At 72.3% G+C, this 17,395-nt stretch carries 19 protein-coding genes and 2 pseudogenes; 16 read left to right on the forward strand and 5 right to left on the reverse strand.

Annotated elements, in window-relative coordinates; all coding sequences use genetic code 11:
• Nucleotides 1–33: 33 nt before the first annotated feature.
• The 3 genes from AB0F91_RS16590 to AB0F91_RS16600 all read right to left on the reverse strand — a co-directional run bounded on the left by AB0F91_RS16590 (nucleotide 34) and on the right by AB0F91_RS16600 (nucleotide 2,258).
• Nucleotides 34–822: a trypsin-like peptidase domain-containing protein gene (locus AB0F91_RS16590; RefSeq protein WP_360598394.1), complete on the reverse strand. Its 789-nt coding sequence runs from the start codon at nucleotides 820–822 to the stop codon at nucleotides 34–36.
• Nucleotides 823–961: 139 nt separating this feature from the next.
• Nucleotides 962–1,300: a hypothetical protein gene (locus AB0F91_RS16595; protein WP_360598395.1), complete on the reverse strand. Its 339-nt coding sequence runs from the start codon at nucleotides 1,298–1,300 to the stop codon at nucleotides 962–964.
• Between the two features lie 148 nt (nucleotides 1,301–1,448).
• On the reverse strand, nucleotides 1,449–2,258 hold the full coding sequence (locus AB0F91_RS16600) for an alpha/beta hydrolase (protein ID WP_360598396.1): 810 nt from the start codon (nucleotides 2,256–2,258) through the stop codon (nucleotides 1,449–1,451).
• 109 nt (nucleotides 2,259–2,367) lie between these two features.
• Between AB0F91_RS16600 and AB0F91_RS16605 the strand changes: the two genes are divergently transcribed.
• The 4 genes from AB0F91_RS16605 (at nucleotide 2,368) to AB0F91_RS16620 (ending at nucleotide 6,818) form a co-directional block, all read left to right on the forward strand.
• Nucleotides 2,368–3,048, forward strand: coding sequence for a GntR family transcriptional regulator (locus tag AB0F91_RS16605; RefSeq protein ID WP_360598397.1), 681 nt, complete (start codon nucleotides 2,368–2,370; stop codon nucleotides 3,046–3,048).
• A 77-nt stretch (nucleotides 3,049–3,125) separates the two neighbouring features.
• Nucleotides 3,126–4,544, forward strand: a complete 1,419-nt coding sequence (locus AB0F91_RS16610) for an aldehyde dehydrogenase family protein (protein ID WP_360598398.1) — start codon at nucleotides 3,126–3,128, stop codon at nucleotides 4,542–4,544.
• Nucleotides 4,545–4,578: 34 nt separating this feature from the next.
• On the forward strand, nucleotides 4,579–5,667 hold the full coding sequence (locus AB0F91_RS16615; protein WP_360598399.1) for a Zn-dependent alcohol dehydrogenase: 1,089 nt from the start codon (nucleotides 4,579–4,581) through the stop codon (nucleotides 5,665–5,667).
• Nucleotides 5,667–6,818: an acyl-CoA dehydrogenase family protein gene (locus AB0F91_RS16620; RefSeq protein WP_360598400.1), complete on the forward strand. Its 1,152-nt coding sequence runs from the start codon at nucleotides 5,667–5,669 to the stop codon at nucleotides 6,816–6,818. The genes AB0F91_RS16615 and AB0F91_RS16620 overlap by 1 nt, the downstream gene beginning before the upstream one ends.
• A 22-nt stretch (nucleotides 6,819–6,840) precedes the next feature.
• Here the strand turns inward: AB0F91_RS16620 and AB0F91_RS16625 are convergent, their stop codons facing one another.
• Nucleotides 6,841–9,159 carry a transketolase C-terminal domain-containing protein gene (locus AB0F91_RS16625; RefSeq protein ID WP_360598401.1) on the reverse strand — a complete coding sequence of 773 codons (2,319 nt, stop codon included), beginning with the start codon at nucleotides 9,157–9,159 and terminating at the stop codon, nucleotides 6,841–6,843.
• A gap of 143 nt (nucleotides 9,160–9,302) precedes the next feature.
• Between AB0F91_RS16625 and AB0F91_RS16630 the strand changes: the two genes are divergently transcribed.
• From AB0F91_RS16630 to AB0F91_RS16645, 4 genes and pseudogenes are all read left to right on the forward strand, one after another.
• On the forward strand, nucleotides 9,303–9,785 hold the full coding sequence (locus AB0F91_RS16630; RefSeq protein WP_220241846.1) for an Lrp/AsnC family transcriptional regulator: 483 nt from the start codon (nucleotides 9,303–9,305) through the stop codon (nucleotides 9,783–9,785).
• Nucleotides 9,786–9,798: 13 nt separating this feature from the next.
• Nucleotides 9,799–10,041 (forward strand): hypothetical protein, encoded by a 243-nt coding sequence (locus AB0F91_RS16635; RefSeq protein WP_360598402.1) that lies wholly within the window; start codon nucleotides 9,799–9,801, stop codon nucleotides 10,039–10,041.
• The gene (locus AB0F91_RS16640; protein WP_360598403.1) at nucleotides 10,026–10,421 is read left to right on the forward strand and encodes a hypothetical protein; all 396 of its coding nucleotides are present in this window, start codon (nucleotides 10,026–10,028) and stop codon (nucleotides 10,419–10,421) included. Before AB0F91_RS16635 ends, AB0F91_RS16640 begins: the two co-directional genes overlap by 16 nt.
• A 21-nt stretch (nucleotides 10,422–10,442) precedes the next feature.
• Nucleotides 10,443–10,634: pseudogene (locus AB0F91_RS16645) on the forward strand (oxidoreductase); the annotation flags it as partial.
• Between the two features lie 284 nt (nucleotides 10,635–10,918).
• Here the strand turns inward: AB0F91_RS16645 and AB0F91_RS16650 are convergent.
• Nucleotides 10,919–11,215 carry a DUF3040 domain-containing protein gene (locus AB0F91_RS16650; RefSeq protein WP_360598404.1) on the reverse strand — a complete coding sequence of 99 codons (297 nt, stop codon included), beginning with the start codon at nucleotides 11,213–11,215 and terminating at the stop codon, nucleotides 10,919–10,921.
• 219 nt (nucleotides 11,216–11,434) lie between these two features.
• On the opposite strand from AB0F91_RS16650, the pseudogene AB0F91_RS16655 reads away from it, so the two are divergent.
• From AB0F91_RS16655 to malQ, 8 genes and pseudogenes are all read left to right on the forward strand, one after another.
• A pseudogene (locus AB0F91_RS16655) lies at nucleotides 11,435–12,284 on the forward strand (TIGR03619 family F420-dependent LLM class oxidoreductase).
• Between the two features lie 334 nt (nucleotides 12,285–12,618).
• On the forward strand, nucleotides 12,619–12,870 hold the full coding sequence (locus tag AB0F91_RS16660; protein ID WP_360598405.1) for a hypothetical protein: 252 nt from the start codon (nucleotides 12,619–12,621) through the stop codon (nucleotides 12,868–12,870).
• A gap of 2 nt (nucleotides 12,871–12,872) precedes the next feature.
• Nucleotides 12,873–13,367, forward strand: coding sequence for a M1 family aminopeptidase (locus AB0F91_RS16665; RefSeq protein WP_360598568.1), 495 nt, complete (start codon nucleotides 12,873–12,875; stop codon nucleotides 13,365–13,367).
• Nucleotides 13,368–13,585: 218 nt separating this feature from the next.
• Nucleotides 13,586–13,735, forward strand: coding sequence for a hypothetical protein (locus tag AB0F91_RS16670; protein WP_360598406.1), 150 nt, complete (start codon nucleotides 13,586–13,588; stop codon nucleotides 13,733–13,735).
• A complete protein-coding gene (locus AB0F91_RS16675; RefSeq protein WP_360598407.1) occupies nucleotides 13,732–14,004 on the forward strand; it encodes a hypothetical protein in 273 nt (90 codons plus the stop codon). Before AB0F91_RS16670 ends, AB0F91_RS16675 begins: the two co-directional genes overlap by 4 nt.
• Nucleotides 14,001–14,204, forward strand: a complete 204-nt coding sequence (locus AB0F91_RS16680) for a hypothetical protein (protein ID WP_360598408.1) — start codon at nucleotides 14,001–14,003, stop codon at nucleotides 14,202–14,204. Before AB0F91_RS16675 ends, AB0F91_RS16680 begins: the two co-directional genes overlap by 4 nt.
• A 54-nt stretch (nucleotides 14,205–14,258) precedes the next feature.
• Nucleotides 14,259–15,119 carry a M1 family aminopeptidase gene (locus AB0F91_RS16685; RefSeq protein ID WP_360598409.1) on the forward strand — a complete coding sequence of 287 codons (861 nt, stop codon included), beginning with the start codon at nucleotides 14,259–14,261 and terminating at the stop codon, nucleotides 15,117–15,119.
• A gap of 197 nt (nucleotides 15,120–15,316) precedes the next feature.
• Nucleotides 15,317–17,296 carry a 4-alpha-glucanotransferase gene (malQ, locus tag AB0F91_RS16690; protein ID WP_360598410.1) on the forward strand — a complete coding sequence of 660 codons (1,980 nt, stop codon included), beginning with the start codon at nucleotides 15,317–15,319 and terminating at the stop codon, nucleotides 17,294–17,296.
• Nucleotides 17,297–17,395: the final 99 nt, after the last annotated feature.

The raw sequence follows: 17,395 nt of genomic DNA on the forward strand, positions 1-17,395 counted from the left end.
GCAGGCAGTCCTCACAAGAGACTGTGCTGGTCGTTACCCGGCAACGGAGTCGTAGAGCTGCTGGATGTCGTTCTCGAAGTAGGCGCTGTAGGACACGTCCGGAGTGTCGCCGCCCTGTTCGTAGCCGCCGATCACGCCGACCACCGTGCCGAGCCCGGTCGCCGGGTCGGCCGCCGTGACCCACGGGCCGCCGCTGGTGCCGTCGGGGAAGCCGGGGCACGCCACGCGCTGCTGGTAGGTGTCCGACTGGGTCGTGGTGTTCGCGCAGACGACCGGGGCGTCGACCGTGTCCGGGTAGCCGGTGAGCGTGATGGGGTTCGTGAAGCCCCGGTCGACGCCGAGCCGGTTCGCGCCGGTCAGGCTTTCCAGCGACGCGGCGGTGCCGGGCTGCGTGACGGTGAGGAACGCGAAGTCGAGGTCCTGATCGGCCGAGGCGGTCCAGCCCGCCGGCACGGCCGCGGCCGTCACCTGCCAGCTGCCGTAGGGGGCGACACCGTCGTGGTAACCGGGCTCGAACGTGAGGCCGTCGGTGCCGCCGTCGAGGCAGTGCGCGGCGGTGAGGACGAGGTCGCCGGCCGGGCTGTGGACCACGCTGGCGGAACAGAAGTGCTTACCCCCGGAGAACAACGCGCCGACCGCGTCGGTGGCCGCGGTCGCGGGCGTGGCTGACAGGGTCTCGGGCACGGCCGCACTCGCGACTGTGTCGCCGCCCAGCAGCTCGTCGGAGTCCGCGACCGAGGTGGACACCGCCGCGCCGCCCGTCAGCACCAGCACTGCGGCGGCCGACACCGCCAGCGCCGCCCGGGAAACGTTGATCACCACCCGTTCAGGGCATCACGCTTTCCGGCGCGAAGCACGCCGAACGCCCGGATGCACAGCAACCTCACAGTGGTGCCGAACGGTGGTGCCGGGTCGGGATCCCGCCGCCGGGATCCCCGGGCCTGGCCTCAGAAGCGTGTCATCAGCAGGGGCGCGCCCGCTTCGCCGCCGCGGTCGACCAGGACCGGCCCGGCCCCCGAGCCGATTCGGTCCGCCACGCGGGCGGTGGCCCGGTAGTGCGCTGGGTCGGGGTCGGCGATGCGGATGTCGGCGCGTGCCGGGTTTCCGGCAGCCCGCCCAGCACGGACTTCAGCGCGGTGCCGCCCCCGCAGTTCCCGGTGATCGAGACTTCCTGGTCTCGCGCGGCGGCGGGGGCGGGGCTCACGCGTACGGTCGCCCGCGCGCCCTCCGGCGGCTGGTCGCCGCTCGCCGACGCGGTGGTGATCCCGATCGTGCCCGCCGTCGCCAGTGCCCCCGCCACGACCGCCACCAGCGCCGCTTTTCCTGTTCCCCCCCAGTGTTCTCCCTCCTTGGATGTCCACTTCGGACACCAGTCGAACGCTCGCACGGAGTGGGCCTGCCGGGCAAGCCTCCCGGGGAGAGGCTGAGGTTTCTCCGGACGATCGGGATCACGGCAGCTCGTCGACGAACGCGGTGAGCACCGCCTCGTACGCCTCCGGGGTCTCGTCCTGTGGCGTGTGGCCCGCACCGGGCAGCACCTGCACTTCGCCGCGCCACAGGCGTGGTGAGGTGATGGTGCGCAGGTACTCGAGGTTCACCAGCTGCTCCTCGGCGCCGTGCAGGAGCGCCACGGGCACGCGGGCGCCGGCGACGATCGCGCGCTCGTCGGCGTTCTCGACGGTCTGCAGGCTGCGGCCGAGCGCGGCGCGCGCTTCGGGGTCGGTGGCGAGGATGTGGGCGACCGCCGCGTCGACCGGCAGCGGCGAGCCGAGCGCGAGCTGGGCGCGGGCGTACGCCGCCGCGTCCTCTCGGGACACTTCGCCGGTGAACCCGGTGGCGACGGCCGGGTTCGGCAGGAACGCCGTGGCGAGGTCGGCCGGCGACGCGACCGGCGGCGTGCCGTGCACGACGATCCCGCGCACGCCGGGCAGCCGCGTCGAGGCCGAGAGCGCGATGTGCCCGCCCAGGCTCCAGCCGACGAGCACGGCGTCGCCGGCGCCCGCCGCTTCGGCGAAGTCCGCGACCACGCGGGCGTAACCGGGGATCGAGTAGGTGGCCGGGTCTTTCGCCCGTGCGGACTCGCCGTGGCCCGGCAGGTCGAGCGCGAGCACGCGGAACCGCCGCCCGAAGGGGCCGTCGAGCACGCGCGCCCACGCTGCCGAGGACGAGGAGTTGCCGTGCACGAACATCACGGCCGGGCCGGACCCGGGGCTGGTGCGGTAGGCGATCCGCTGCCCGCCCGCGTCGAGGGTTTCCATGCGGCGAACGCTAGGCCCGGTGGCGCCCGTGCGGTAGCGGCCGCACGGCGGATCGTCCGGCGCTACGATGGCGTGAATCGTCGCCGGAGCCCCGCAGGGTGGTCGTTTCGTGGCAGAAGCCGGACAGACGCGGCAGCCGGGGGAGCGGCTGAGCCCGCGGGTGGCCAAGCAGGTCCGCGACCTCATCATGAGCGGCGCCGTGCGCGGCGGCGAACGGCTGCGCACCGAGCACCTCGCCGACCAGCTGGGCGTGAGCGCCACTCCGGTGCGCGAAGCGCTGATGTCCCTCACGGGCGAGGGCATGGTCGACTTCCGCCCCGGTCGCGGCTTCAGCGTGGTGCCGGTGACGCGCCAGGACGTGACCGACCTCTACGACACGCAGGCCTACCTCTCCGGCGAGCTCGCGGCCCGGGCGGCGGGGCGGCTCACCGCCGCCGACCTCGCCGGTCTCGCCGAGTTGCAGGACGAGCTCGAACGCGCCGTGGCCGCCGGGGATCTCGACGCCACCGAACGCGCTGACTTCGAGCTGCACCGCCGCGTCAACCACGCCGCGGCCGCGCCGAAGCTCACCTGGATGCTGTCGCTGACGCTGCGGTACGTGCCGTTCACCGCCTACGCCGACATCCCCGGCTGGCCGCTCGCCGCACGCGACGGCCACGCGCCGATCCTCGCCGCGCTGCGCGAAGGGGCGACGGCGCCGGCGCGGGCCGCGATGAGCGCGCACATCCGCCTCGCCGGCGCTCTGCTGGTCGACTTCCTCGCGGCGCAGGGCGTACTCGCGGGGGAGTGACGAATCCGCACTGGGCAGGGCGCCCGGGTTTTCTATAGAATCCGCCGCGAAGGCGATTCCCGGTCGAAGGAGACTCGGTGCAGGAGCGCAACGTGCTGTACATCGGCGGCAAGTGGGTCCCGGCGGCGGGAGCCGCCACGATCGCCGTCGAGAACCCGGCCACCGAGCAGGTGCAGGCGCGGATCCCGGAAGGCTCGGCCGACGACGTCGACCGCGCGGTGCGGGCGGCGCGCGAGGCCTTCCCGGCCTGGTCGGCCACCACGCGGGCCGAGCGCGCAGAACTGCTGCGCAAGCTCCACGACGGACTCGCCCAGCGCGCCGAGGAGATCGGCGAGACGATCGCGCGCGACGTCGGCACGCCGCTGCGCATCGCCACCCGCATCCAGGCCGCGCTGCCGCAGACCGACGTGCAGACGTACGTGGATCTGCTCGGCGAAGACGCGCCGGAGGAGAAGGTCGGCAACTCGCTGATCGTGCGCGAGGCCGCCGGGGTCGTCGCGGCGATCACGCCGTGGAACTACCCGCTGCACCAGATCACGTGCAAGATCGCGCCCGCGCTGGCCGCCGGCTGCACCGTGGTGGTCAAGCCCAGCGAGGTCGCGCCGCTGAGCGCTTACCAGTTGTTCGACGCCATCCACGAGGCCGGTTTCCCCGCCGGCGTGGTCAACCTGGTCACCGGCTTCGGCCCGGTGGTCGGCGAGGCGCTCGCGACGCACCCGGAGGTCGACGTCGTGTCGTTCACCGGTTCCGTGCGCGCCGGCACGCGCGTGGCCGAGGTCGCCGCGCGCTCGGTCAAGCGCGTGACGCTGGAGCTGGGCGGCAAGTCCGCCAACGTGATCCTCGACGACGCCGACCTGGCCACGGCCGTGAAGGTGGGCGTCTCCAACGCTTTCCTCAACGCCGGTCAGACCTGCACGGCGTGGACGCGCATGCTCGTGCCGCGCGAGAAGCACGAGGAAGCCGTTGCGCTGGCGAAGAAGTTCGCGGAAGGCTTCACCCCCGGCGACCCGCTGGACGCCAAGACGAAGCTCGGCCCGCTGGTGTCGGCGGCGCAGCGTGAGCGCGTGCGCGAGTTCATCGCCAAGGGGGTGGCCGAAGGCGCGACGCTGGTGACCGGTGGCGCCGAAACCCCCGACGGACTCGGCACCGGGTACTTCGTGCGGCCGACGGTGTTCGCGGGCGTGGACCCGGACTCGACGATCGCGCAGGAGGAGATCTTCGGTCCCGTGCTGTCGATCATCCCGTTCGACGACGAGGAAGACGCGCTGCGGATCGCCAACAACTCGAAGTACGGCCTGCACGGCGCCGTCTGGTCGGGCGACCAGGACCGCGCGCTGGCGTTCGCGCGCCGCGTGCGCACCGGGCAGATCGACGTGAACGGCGGCGCCTACAACCCGCTGGCGCCGTTCGGTGGCTACAAGGCCTCCGGCGTCGGCCGCGAGATGGGCCGCCCGGCGCTCGACGAGTTCACCGAGATCAAGTCCATCCAGCTCTGAACCAGTTCTCAAGCGCGACGAAGGAGAAGACACCGTGGTCAAAGCCGTGGTCGTGCGCGAGCCGGGTGCCGTACCCGAGGTCCGCGACATCGTCCTGCCGCCCGTCGGGCCGGCCGACGTGCGGGTGCGGATCGCCGCCGCCGGCGTCTGCCACTCCGATCTCTCGATGGTCGACGGCACGCTGAAACCGCAGTACCCGTTCGTGCCCGGGCACGAGGCGTCGGGCATCGTCGCCGAGACCGGCGCGAAGGTCACGCACGTGCAGCCCGGCGATCGCGTGGTGCTCAACTGGGCAGCCGCGTGTCGCGAGTGTTGGTTCTGCCAGGCCGGGGAACCGTGGCTGTGCTCCACGATCGAAGGCATCACCACACTGCCGCGCGGCGAGGTGGATGGCGAGCCGCTCAACGTGGTGCTCGGCGTCGGCGGCTTCGCCGAGGAGACGGTGCTGCCCGGCAAATCCGTGGTGCCGCTGCCCGACGGGGTGCCGCTCGACCTGGCGGCGCTGATGGGCTGCGCGGTGCTCACGGGTGTCGGCGCCGTGCGCAACACCGCCAAGGTCCGCAGTGGACAGTCCGTGCTCGTGGTCGGCCTCGGTGGCATCGGGCTGTGCGCGGTGCTGGGTGCGAAGCTCGCGGGCGCGTCGCCGATCATCGCCGTGGACGTCTCGCCCGGGAAGGAAGAGCTGGCCCGCGCCGCGGGGGCGACGCACTTCCTGCTGAGCGAGGAAAAGCTCGCCAAGCAGGTGCGGGGTCTCACCGAGGGCCGCGGCGCCGACCACGCCTTCGAGTGCGTGGGCGCGGCCGCGACGATCCGCACGGCGTGGAGCTCGGTTCGCCGCGGCGGGCACTGCACCGTGGTGGGCGTCGGGCGCCGCGATCAGGAGGTGGTCTTCAACCCGCTGGAGATCTTCCACTTCGCGCGCACGCTCACCAGCACCGTTTACGGCGCTTCCGACCCGGACCGCGACATCCCGGTGCTGGCCGAGGAGGTGCGCTCCGGTGAGCTGAACCTGGAAAGCCTGGTGACGCACCGGATTTCCCTCGACGAGGTACCCGACGCGTTCGACCGGATGCGCGCGGGGCAGGGCGCCCGCTCGCTGATCCGGATCGCGGCGGAGGCCTGATGGGAGAGCTCGACACCGAGGAACAGGCCATTGTGGACACGGTGGCCGAGTTCGTCGACCGCGACGTGCGCCCCGTCGTGCGCGACCTCGAGCACTCGGACACCTACCCCGAGGCGCTGATCGAGCGCATGAAGGAGCTCGGCGTCTTCGGCCTGGCCATTCCGGAACCCTACGGCGAGGTCGAGGTGTCCACGCCGTGCTACGCGCTCGTCACCGCGGAGCTCGCCCGCGGCTGGATGAGCCTCGCGGGCGCGATGGGCGGCCACACCGTCGTCGCGAAGCTGCTGCTCATGTACGGCACGGAAGAGCAGAAGCAGAAATACCTGCCGCGAATGGCGACCGGCGAGCTGCGCGCCGCGATGGCGCTCACCGAACCGGGTGGCGGCTCCGATCTGCAGGCGATGCGCACGCGCGCCCGCCGCGTCGGCGACGGGTACGTGGTCGACGGCACGAAGACGTGGATCACCAACGCGCGCCGCGCCGGTCTGGTCGCGTTGCTGTGCAAGACGGACCCCGACGCCGAGCCCAAGCACCGGGGCATCAGCGTGCTGCTGATGGAGAAGGTGCCCGGCTTCGAGGTCTCGCGCGATCTCGGCAAGCTCGGGTACAAGGGCGTGGAGACGTGTGAACTGTCCTTTTCGGATTGTCACGTACCGGCGTCGGCGCTGCTGGGCGGGGAAGAGGGCCGCGGCTTCGCGCAGATGATGCGCGGTCTGGAGATCGGTCGGATCCAGGTCGCCTCGCGCGCGCTCGGCGTGGGCCGGGCCGCGTTCGACGACGCGTTCCGCTACGCGCAGGAACGCGAGTCGTTCGGCAAACCGATCTGGAAACACCAGGCGGTGGGCAACCACCTCGCCGGCATGGCGACGAAGCTGACGGCCGCGCGCCAGCTCATCCTCCACGCCGCGCGGCAGTACGACTCAGGCGCGCGCTCGGACCTCGAGGCCGGCATGGCGAAGCTGTTCTGCTCCGAGGTTGCGATGGAGGTGGCGCTCGACGCCATCCGCGTGCACGGCGCTTACGGCTATTCGACCGAGTTCGACGTGGAGCGCTACTTCCGCGACGCCCCGCTGATGATCGTCGGCGAGGGCACCAACGAGATCCAGCAGAACGTGATCGTGCGCCAGCTGATCGCCCGCGGCGGCCTGTGACCGGCCGCGGGCGATCAGCACGTCAGTCCGCGACGTCCAGCGCGGCGCGGATGATGTTGTCGGTGTCGATGCCGTGGTGGCGGTAGACGCTTTCCAGGTCGCCCGACTGCCCGAACCGCGTCACGCCCAGGTGCGCGGCCCGCACACGGTGCACGTTGGCCAGGAACGCGAGCGTGTGCGGGTGCCCGTCGAGCACCGTCACCATCGGCGCGGAGCGCTCGGACGGCAGCGCCGAGTCGAGGATCCACGTGTCGGCGGTGTCCTGGCCCGAGCGCGCCTGCAGCGCGCGGAACAGCAGTCCCGCGCTCGTCACGCACACGACATCGGCGTGCTTGCCCAGTGCGTCGAGGCGATCGGCGGCGGCCAACGCCTCGGTGACCATCGCGCCCATCGCCACGATCGTCACGTCCGGGCGCGCGACCGCGGCCGTGCGGATCGGGTAGGCGCCGGCCACGACCTGGCGGCGCCGGCGTTCGCGCGCGGCCGGGTCGGTGGGCACCGCGGCCAGGTTCTGCTCCACGGGCCGGGTCGAGAGCCGCAGGTACGCCGACGTGCCGTCGGGTCGGCCGAGTCGCGCCAGCGAAGCCAGCAGCGTCCACTCGACGTCGATCGCGAACGCCGGCTCGTAGGTGATGCAGCCGGGCTGCTCGAGCCCGACCGACGGCGTGGTCACCGACTGGTGCGCGCCGCCCTCCGGCGCCAGCGTGACGCCCGAGGGCGTGCCGACGAGGATCGACTGCCCGCCGCCGTAGATGCCGAACGACCACGGTTCGAGCGCGCGCTCCACGAACGGGTCGTAGAGCACGCCGATCGGCAGCAGCGGCCGGCCCCAGCGCGACCACGTGGTGCCCAGCTCGCCCAGCGCGCTCACCAGGTTCACCTCGGCGATGCCCAGCTCCAGGTGCTGGCCGGTGGGCCGCTCGCGCCAGTGCAGGATCGTCTCGGGGTCGTCGGCGAACCAGTCCACGCGCTCCTGCGGCGACCACACGCCGACCTTGTTGACCCAGCCGCCGAGATTGGTGCTCGACGAGACATCGGGGCACAAGGTCACCACGAGCTTCGCGGCTTCGGGCGCTTCCCGCGTCAGGTCGAGCAGCGCGCGGCCGAGCGCCGCCTGCGTGGTCGTGCGGCCCGACGGCGTCCTGCCGATGTCGGTGGGAATGGCCGGAACCTCGTGGGCGACGATCGGTTCGCGGTGCAGCCGCGCCGCGGTCTCGGCGCACAGCCGGGCCGCGGCCGAGCCTTCGGGGAACTTGTGCCACGGGTCGTCGACGGACGTGCCGACGCGCTCGGCGAGCTGCCCGAGCTGCTCGGCCGTGAGCAGTGACGAGTGGTTCTGGGGGTGGCCCTCGCTCGCGAGGCCGAAACCCTTGACGGTGTAGGCGAAGATCACCGTGGGGCGGCGGTCGTCGATGGCGTCGAACGAGTCGAGCAGTGCGGACAGGTCGTGGCCGCCGAGGTTGCGGATCGCCGCGTGCAGCGTCTCGTCGTCGAGGGAATCCAGCAGCGGCGCCAGCTCGGCCGACGCGAGGCGCTCGCGCAGCTGTGCCGGAGTGCAGCGCAGCAGGCGCTGGTACTCGGGGTTGGGCATGTCGTCGATCCGCCGGCGCAGGGCTTCGCCGCCCGGGCGCTCGAACAGCTCCTGCAACAGGCGGCCGTACTTGACGGTGAGCACCTGCCAGCCCGCCGCGTCGAACATGCCCTGCAGGCGCGTGGCGCCGATGTTGGGCACCACGCGGTCGAGCGACTGGCGGTTGAGGTCGACGATCCACACGACCTCGCCGAGCTCCTGCACGTTCGGGTCGAGGATGGACTCCCAGACGGCGCCCTCGTCGAGCTCCGCGTCGCCGACGAGCGAGTACTGGCGGCCGGTGCCCGCGCCGCCGGTGGTCGACTCGACGTAGCGCCGCGCCAGCGCGCCCCAGATCGGCGCGGTGGCGCCGATGCCGACCGAGCCCGTGGAGTAGTCGACCTGGTCGGGGTCCTTCGAGCGCGACGGGTAGCTCTGCAGGCCGCCGAACTCGCGCAGCGACGTCAGGTACTTCTCGTCGAGGCCGTCGAGCAGGTAGTTGATCGCGTGGAGCACGGGGGAGGCGTGCGGTTTCACCGACACGCGGTCCTCGGCGCGCAGCCGCGCGAACCACAGGGCGGTCATGATCGAGACCATCGACGCGCTGGAGGCCTGGTGGCCGCCGACCTTGAGGCCGGTCGGGTTGGGGCGCACGCGGTTGGCGTGGTCGATGATCGCGGTCGAAAGCCACAGCACGCGATCCTGCACCTCGCGCAGGACTTCCGTGTCCGCTGCGGTTCCCGGTGTGCGCTCGGCGGCTGGACTGCTCACGACGACAACGACCTCTCTGCGATCTTCTTGGGCGTAACGCGGCCTTCAGTCCATCAGAGCTGGGTATGATGCACAACCGAAGGTCTGTTCAGTGAGCAGAAAGCCCAGAATGGCGCCTCGAGGCGCCGAGAGGACTGCGCACCATGCCCAGTGGCCAGCGGCTCGACGCCACCGACGCCCGGATCCTGCTCGCGCTCAACCGCAACCCGCGCGCCACCGCGGTCGCGCTGGCCGACGAGCTCGGGCTCTCGCGCAACACCGTGCAAAGCCGCCTCGCGCGGCTGGAACAGGGCGACTCGCTGCGCTCGGTGGAGCACCGGATCGACCCCGCCGCGCTCGGCTACCCGCTCACGGCGTTCGTGACCGTGCAGGTCACGCAGCGGCTGCTCGACGAGGTCGGCCGCGCGCTGGCCGCCGTGCCGGAGGTGCTGCAGGTGCGCGGGCTGACCGGGCAGTCCGACCTGCTGGTGCACGTCGTGGCCCGCGAGGCCGACGACCTCTACCGCATCGCCGGGCAGATGCTCGAGATCCCCGGCGTGGAACGCACGCACAACGCGCTCGTGATGCGCGAGATGGTGCCCTACCGGATCACGCCGCTGCTGGAGCGCGCTGTGGCCGGGAAGTGAGGCCACTGGAGCCGTGAACGATCTTGTCGCGCGGGTGCGGGAGCTGCGGCCCCTGCTCACCGCCGAGGCCGCGCAAGGCGAGACCGACCGGAGGCTCACCGACAAGGCCGTGCGCGCGCTGGCCGACGCCGGCCTGTTCCGGCCGGTACGCCGCGGCGCGTCGGCGGCCACGAGGCGAACCTGCGGACGCTCCTGGACGTCGGCGCGGAAACGGGCGAGGCGGACGGCGCGACGTCGTGGGTGCTCACGCTCGTGAACGCGTGCGCGTGGGTGGTGAGTCTCTTCCCGGAGCGAGCGCGGGCCGACGTTTTCGGCGCGGACACACAGGTGAAGATCGCGGGTGCGCTCGCGCCGACCGCCCGGGCCGAGCGGGTGCCCGGCGGGTATCGCGTCAGCGGGCGCCGGCCGTACTCGTCGGGGATCGCGCACGCAAGCTGGGCGCTGCCGAGGATCCCCGTGGGAGAGAGCGGCGAACCCGCGATGACGCTCGTGCCCGCGACCGACTACGGCATCGAGCACACGTGGGCCGTCGCCGGCATGCGCGGCACGGGCAGTGACACCGTGGTCGCGGACGAGTTCTTCGTGCCGGAGCACCGCGTCGTGCGGACGGCCGCGCTTCTGGAACGTGTTTCATAGTTCGCGCCGTACCTGACCGTGGTGCCGGCGGCGCCGCAGCTGGGGCTCGGGCGGGCTGCGCTGCGCCTGGTCGGTGCCGCCGCGTCGGCAAAAGGTGTGGCCGGCACCGACTACGCCCGCCAGGCCGACTCCGCGGTGTTCCAGGTGCGGTTCGCCGAAGCCGCGTTGAAAATCGACACCGCGCACCTGCATTCCGCGCCGGCCGCGGGCGATGTCGACGCGGCGCTCGCGAGCGGCGAACCGATGACCGAACTGGCGCGGTCGCGGGTCCGCGGGACATCGGACTGGCGGTGCAGAGCGTCGTCGACGCGATCGGGATCCTTGTGGCGGCGCACGGCACGGGAGGGTTCGCCGATGCGCACCCGTTGCAGCGCACTGGGGCGACGCGAACTTCGCACTGACCCACGCGATGGCGCAGCCGGCGGTGAACCACGAGATCTGCGGCAAGGCGCTGCTCGGGGTGCGGCCGAACATCACCGTGATGCTCTGAGCCTGCGCTACGCCTTCGCGTCGTCGGCCGTGTGGTCGCGCTTGCGCCTCAGGATCGACCGGTGGATCCACACGAACACCGGGACCGTGGCGAGGCCCCACAGGAACATGCCGGTGCTGCCGGCCAGCAGCCCGACCACGATCATGAGCACCACGGTGATGTCGGCGAGGATCAAGGTGGCGAGCCACGTGCGCGACCGCACGGGCGGGGCGCCGGCGCTCAAGGCCGCGACGAAGTCGGGGTCGCTCGCGGCCAGCTCTTCTTCGATCTTCCGCAGTGCGCTGCGGTCACGATGGGGAAGCATGACCCCCTCCTCAGGACGGATCGGGCCGGGTGATCGCCCTACCAGTTGAGTACCGCTGCCCATCCCACGTCAAGCGGCGCTTTTCCAGAAATAATCGCCAAACCGGATGGGTGGTGCGGCGCTCCGTGGCCCGAAGGCCACCTGCTCACTGTAGAACACTTCCGGCGGCCAGGCGGAGTTTATGGCAAACTGAAACACGTTCTCATGCTGCCGGGAGCCGTGAGACACGGCCTCGTGCTCTTCACGAGCGACCGCGGGATCACTCCCGCGGCCACGGCGCAGGCGGCCGAATCGGCCGGGTTCGACCCGCGCTACGTCCCCGAGCACACGCGCATCCCGGTGAAGCGCACGGCCGCGCACCCGCGCACCGGCAACGCGGGCCTGCCCGACGACCGGTACCTGCACACGCTGGACCTGTGGGTCGCGCTCGCCACTGCGGCCTCGGTCACCACTCGCATCCGGCTGGCCAGGGCGGTCGCGCTCCCGGTGGAGGGCTACCCGATCACGCTCGCCAGGGCGATCGCCACGCTGGACCACCTCTCCGGTGGGAGAGTCACGCTCGGCGTCGGGTTCGGGTGGAACACCGACGAGCCGGCCGACCACGGTGTGCCCGCGGGCAAGCGCCGTGCCGTGCCGGGTGAGCACCTCGACGCGATGCGTGCCTTGTGGACCGACGAGGTGGCGAGCCACTCCGGCCGGCACGTGGCGTTCGGCCGAAACCGGTGCAGGAGCGGGTTCCCGTGCTCGTGGGGGCGGCCGGTACCGAGCGCCCCTTCCGCTGGATCGCGCACTCGGCCGACGGCCGGCTCACCACTCCGTCCGAAGTGGACATAGAGGAGAACGCCGGGCTGCTGCCGGAGATCTGGCGTGCCGAGGGTCGCACCGGTGAGCCGGAGGTGGCCGCGCTCGGTCTTTCGGGCCCGGCCCGAGCCCGAGGGCCGCGCGGCTCGAAGGGGCCGGGGTCACGGAGATGATCTTCGGGCTGCCGGACCGCGAGCCGGCCGAAGTCGTGGCCTGGCTCGGCCGGCTCGCGGGCGAGCTCGACCACGGAACCCTCATCCGGCCCTGACAAGTTCCTGACCGGTTCGCCCCGCCGCTCTGCCAGCCTGGCGCGGTGCTGAAGCGAGTGTGGGCGAGCGCGGTCGCCGCCGGCTCGATCCTCGTGCTCGTCTCGAGTACGGCGGTCGCCGCCCCGGGCCCCGGGCCCCGGGGCCGACGGCATCGGCGACCCGCTGGTCCCGCTGGACGGCAACGGCGGCTACCGCGCGAGCCATTACGACGTCGCGCTGGACTACGACCCGGCGAAACCCGATTACCTCACCGGCGACACGACGGCCGACGTCATCGCCACCCAGGACCTGAGCCGCTTCGACCTCGATCTCGAGGGCTTCACCGTGCAGAGCGTGAGGGTGGCCGGCGCGCCCGCGGCCTTCACGTGCACCGGCGAGCACGAGCTCGTGCTCACGCCCGCCGAACCCCTGCGGCGCGGGCAGTCCTTCCGCGTGCGGGTGCGCCACCAGGGCGCGCCGGGCTTCTTCTGGATGACGGCCGACGACGCGGGCGCGGTGCACGCGTTCGGGAAGCCGCATTCCGCGTCGAGCTGGTACCCGGTGAACGACCACCCCCGGGCAAGGCGCCGTTCCACCTCGCAGTGACGATGCCGCAACTGCCGGGCTGGGCCGTGGTGGGCAACGGCGTGCCCGCGCCGCCCGTGGTGCGTGGCGGGCGGGAGACGTTCTCGTGGACCGAGGACCACCCCATTGCTTCCTACCTGACGGGCGTGGTGATCGACCGGATGACCGTCCACACGGGACATCTCGCCGACGGCGCCCCGGTCGTCGACGCGTACACCACGGGGGCGGAAGCCGCGAAGCCGTTCGAGGATCGCCTGCCCGAGGTGCTCGGATTTCTGTCCTCGCGCTTCGGCAAGTACCCGTTCTCCTCCGCCTGCGGCATCTTCTACCCCGGCGACGCCGGTGGCGGGTTCGAGATGCAGGAGCGGCCCGTGTACCCGGGCGGGGTGGCGCCCGAACGGTTGACCGACATCGTGCACGAGCGGGCGCACCAGTGGTTCGGTGACAGCGTCGCGGTGGCGCGCTGGTCGGACATCTGCCTCAAGGAGTGTTTCGCCACCTACGCGGAATGGCTGTGACGGGAGGCGAAGGAAGGTCACGACCTCGACGCCGACTATCGCGCCGCGCTCACCGGAGCCGCCGCCGATCCGGACTTCTGGAAGTTCCCGCTCGCGGCCCCGGGCGACGGGTTCGACGGCGGCTCACAGCGCCGGCGCGCCCATGCTGCATGCGCTGCGCCGCACCGTCGGAGACGCGGTGTTCTTCCGGCCCCTGCGCGATTTCCTCGCCCGGCACCGTGACGCCAACGTCGTGGGCCGACTTCGAGCACCTCGCGTCCCAGGAGTCCGGCCACGACCTCACCGGCTTCTTCACCTCGTGGGCCCGCAGCACCGTGATCCCGCCCGAGCCCTTCCTCCACCCCGGAACCCCGAAGGAAACCGCATGAGCTGGTACAAGGCGCTCGCCCTCGTCACGAGCGGAGCGGCGGCGCTCGGCATGGCGCAGCCGTCGACGATCGGCGCGGACGGAGTCGGCGACCCGTGCTTCCCGCAGGACGGCAACGGCGGCTACGACGTCTCGCGCTACGACGCGCAGGTGTCCTACGACCCCGCGAACCCCGGTTCCTTCACCGGCGACACCACGGGCCACGCGGCCGCGCGCCAGGACCTCGACCGGTTCGACCTCGACGTCGAGGGTTCACGGTCTCCGCGGTGACCGTGAACGGCGTGCCGGCGAAGGCGATCGCGCGGTCGGGCGCGCACGAACTGGTGATCACGCCGCGCACGCGGGTGCGGCGCGGCAGCGCCTTCGCCGTGCGCGTCGTGTACTCGGGCCGGCCGGTGGGCGCGAGCTGGCACCGGCTCGTGGGCGGCGGCATCGACGTGAGCGGCGAGCCGCACACGGCCACCGCGTGATTCCCGCTCGACGACCACCCCTCGGACAAGGCGGCGCTGCACCTGCAGGCGACCGTGCCGACCGGGTGGACGGTGGTGGGCAACGGGCTGCCCGGCCCGACGACCAAGACCGCCGGGCACACGACGTTCCGCTGGCACGAGGACCACCCGATCGTCTCCTACGCCACGACGATGGCGATCGACAAGTTCACCGTGCACACCTCGAAGCTCGCCGACGGCACGCCCGTGATCACCGCGTACGGGCAGAACACGAGCATCATCCCCGACTCCGAGGCGCTGCTGCCGGAGATCATGGGCTTCCTCACCCGGACGTTCGGCCCGTACCCGTTCGACTCGACCGGCGCGATCGTCGTCGAGCCGGAGGCCACCGAGGGCAGCCTCGCGCTGGAGACGCAGACCCGCCCGACCTACGACGGCGCGTTCTTCGACGCCTCGGCGGTGCACGAGCAGGAGCACCAGTGGCTCGGCGACACGGTGTCCTTTTCGGACTGGCGCGACGGCTGTCTCGCCGAGTGCTTCGCCCAGTACGCCGGACAGCTGTGGGACGAGGCCGGGAACGGGGCCGACCTCGACGAGAGCTACCGCTCGATCGTCGAGCAGAACGCGGGCGACGCCGCCTACTGGCAGGTGCCGATCTACGACCCCGGCAAGGACCGCCCGCTCGACTTCGCGTTGTACGACCGGGGCTCGCTCATGCTCCACGCCCTGCGCCGCACGGTGGGCGACGACAAGTTCTTCGCACTGCTCAAGCACTGGATCGCCGCGCACCGCGACGGCAACGCGTCCTGGCCCGACTTCGAGCATTTCGCGTCGGCGCAGGCAGGGCAGGACCTGTCGGGCTTCTTCACGGCGTGGGCGCACAGCTCCGTGATCCCGCCGGCCGCATACCTGTACCCGGGCTCGCTCGCACGATGAGCGGGGCGCACTTCACCCGAAGAGGTGAAGTGCGCCCCCACGCGTCATTCTGTTCACCGGGTGTCCTCTCGGTGGGTGCGGCGGTGACCGGCCGGCACGCCCCCCGACTGGCCGGTCACCGCTGTACGCATCCGGCATTCGGGTGCCGCCCGGCGAGGCGATTGGCGCGTCCCGGCGCGGGCCGCGAGACTGGACCGGTGCAGAGCCCGACCGCCTCCGGATCACCGACCCCCGACGTTTCGCCCGAGCTGGCCGAGCTGGCCGCGGCCTACGGCGTGGCGACCCGCTACGAGAACTCCGACCACGTGGAAGTCCGGGTCGAGGCCGAGGTGGTGGTCGCCGTCCTCGCGCAGTTCGACGTGGACGCCTCGAGCGGGGAGTCCATCCGCCGGGCACTGGAGCGCGTCCGGGCGGCGCGGGCGTCGGCCGACCTGCCGCCCACGTTCGTCGTGCGTGCCGGTGACACCCGCGAGCTGGGTCGTGAGGTCATCGTCGAGCTGGAGGACGGGACGACCCGCGAGGTCGGCACGGTGCTGCCTGCCGACCTGCCGCTGGGCTGGCACCAGGTAGTCGCCGGCGAGCGCCGGGTGCCGCTGGCCGTGGTCCCGGCGAAGCTGCCCGAGGTGCCCGCCGCGTGGGGCTGGATGCTGCAGCTCTACGCCCTGCACTCGGCCGGGTCGTGGGGGATGGGCGACTTCGGCGACCTGCGGACCATGGCGACCCGCTCGGCCGCCGAGCTCGGCGCCGGCGTGCTGCTGGTCAACCCGGTGCAGGCGTTCGCGCCCGCGCACCCCGTGGAGCGCTCGCCGTACTCGCCGTCGAGCCGCCGCTTCGCCAACCCCGTGTACCTGCGGGTCACCGACACCGAGGCGTTCGCCAGGGCTGACGAGGCCACGCGCACGAAGGTGCTGAGCCTGGCCCCGGACGCGGTTCCGGATCTCATCGACTACGACGCCGTGTGGGACGCCAAGCGCACCGCGCTCGAGCTGCTGCGCCCGCACCACCCGCGCCCGGTCGAGCTCGACGGCGATCTGCGCGACTTCGCGACGTTCGGCGCGCTGGCCGAAGTGCACGGCGCGGACTGGCGGGAGTGGCCGGAGGCGCTGCGCGACCCGGCGGGCCCCGAGGTCGCCGCCGCGCGCGCCGAGCTGGCCGACCGCGTCGAGTTCCACGGCTGGCTCCAGCTGCTGTGCCACGAGCAGCTTGACGAGGTCCGCCTCGCGGCGCGTGAGGCCGGCATGACGGTAGGCGTGGTGCACGACCTGCCCGTCGGCGTGCACCCCGGCGGCGCCGACACGTGGGCGCTGCGCGACGTGTTCGCCGCCCGCGTGCGCGTGGGCGCGCCGCCCGACGCGTTCAACCAGCAAGGCCAGGACTGGAACCTCCCCCCGTGGCGGCCGGACCGCCTCGCCGAGGCGGGGTACGCGCCGTTCCGCGACGTCATCCGCGGCGTGCTGCAACACGCCGACGGCATCCGCGTGGACCACATCGCCGGGCTCTGGCGGCTGTGGTGGATCCCGCCGGGCGAGCCCGCCGGCCGCGGCACGTACGTGCACTACGACGCCGACGCGATGCTCGGCGTGCTCGCGCTGGAAGCCCACCGCGCCGGGGCCGTGGTGGTCGGCGAGGACCTCGGCACGGTCGAGGAAATCGTCACCGAGACCATGCACGAGCGCGGCGTGCTCAGCTCCGCCGTGCTGTGGTTCCAGCGTGACTGGGACGCACCGGGCAAACCGTTCGTCCGCCCCGCGGACTGGGACCCGCACGCGATGGCGAGCATCTCGACCCACGACCTGCCCACCGTGTCCGGCTGGCTCGAAGCGGAGCACGTGCGCGTCCGGGCCGAGCTGGGCCTGCTCGACCGGCCGGTGGACCAGGAGTACACCGAGGCGGCGGACGAACGCAGTGCCCTGCTCGACCTCGTCGCGCGCGAAGGCATCCCCGCCGACGACCCGGTGGTGGCCCTGCACACGCTCCTGGCCTCGGCGGCGTCACGGCTGGTGCTCACCTCACCCGCCGACGTGGTCGGCGAACGGCGCCAGCCCAACTTGCCCGGGACGGTCGACCAGTACCCTAACTGGCGGATCCCGCTCCCCGTCAGCGTCGACGGGTTCTTCGCCGACGCACGGGTGCGTGCGGCGGTCGCCCCGCTCAAGTCCGCCCGTCCGCTCCCGTAGCGCGCTCGGCCGAACTTCGTGGTTGGAGACCCGCCGGTGCGGGTAAGTCAGTCGTCGCCGTGAAACCCGTCCCGAGATACCCCCTTCCCGAGAAACCGA

Origin of the sequence: Amycolatopsis sp. NPDC023774 (assembly GCF_040639695.1) — a bacterium.
Lineage (GTDB): Bacteria > Actinomycetota > Actinomycetes > Mycobacteriales > Pseudonocardiaceae > Amycolatopsis.

What these genes read in the sequence shown, in the direction of transcription:
- AB0F91_RS16600 (WP_360598396.1), bottom strand. Translation starts at nt 2,258, where the DNA reads ATGGAAACCCTCGACGCGGGCGGGCAGCGGATCGCCTACCGCACCAGC.
- AB0F91_RS16620 (WP_360598400.1), top strand. Translation starts at nt 5,667, where the DNA reads ATGGGAGAGCTCGACACCGAGGAACAGGCCATTGTGGACACGGTGGCC.
- AB0F91_RS16675 (WP_360598407.1), top strand. Translation starts at nt 13,732, where the DNA reads ATGAGCTGGTACAAGGCGCTCGCCCTCGTCACGAGCGGAGCGGCGGCG.
- AB0F91_RS16665 (WP_360598568.1), top strand. Translation starts at nt 12,873, where the DNA reads ATGCCGCAACTGCCGGGCTGGGCCGTGGTGGGCAACGGCGTGCCCGCG.
- AB0F91_RS16650 (WP_360598404.1), bottom strand. Translation starts at nt 11,215, where the DNA reads ATGCTTCCCCATCGTGACCGCAGCGCACTGCGGAAGATCGAAGAAGAG.
- AB0F91_RS16630 (WP_220241846.1), top strand. Translation starts at nt 9,303, where the DNA reads ATGCCCAGTGGCCAGCGGCTCGACGCCACCGACGCCCGGATCCTGCTC.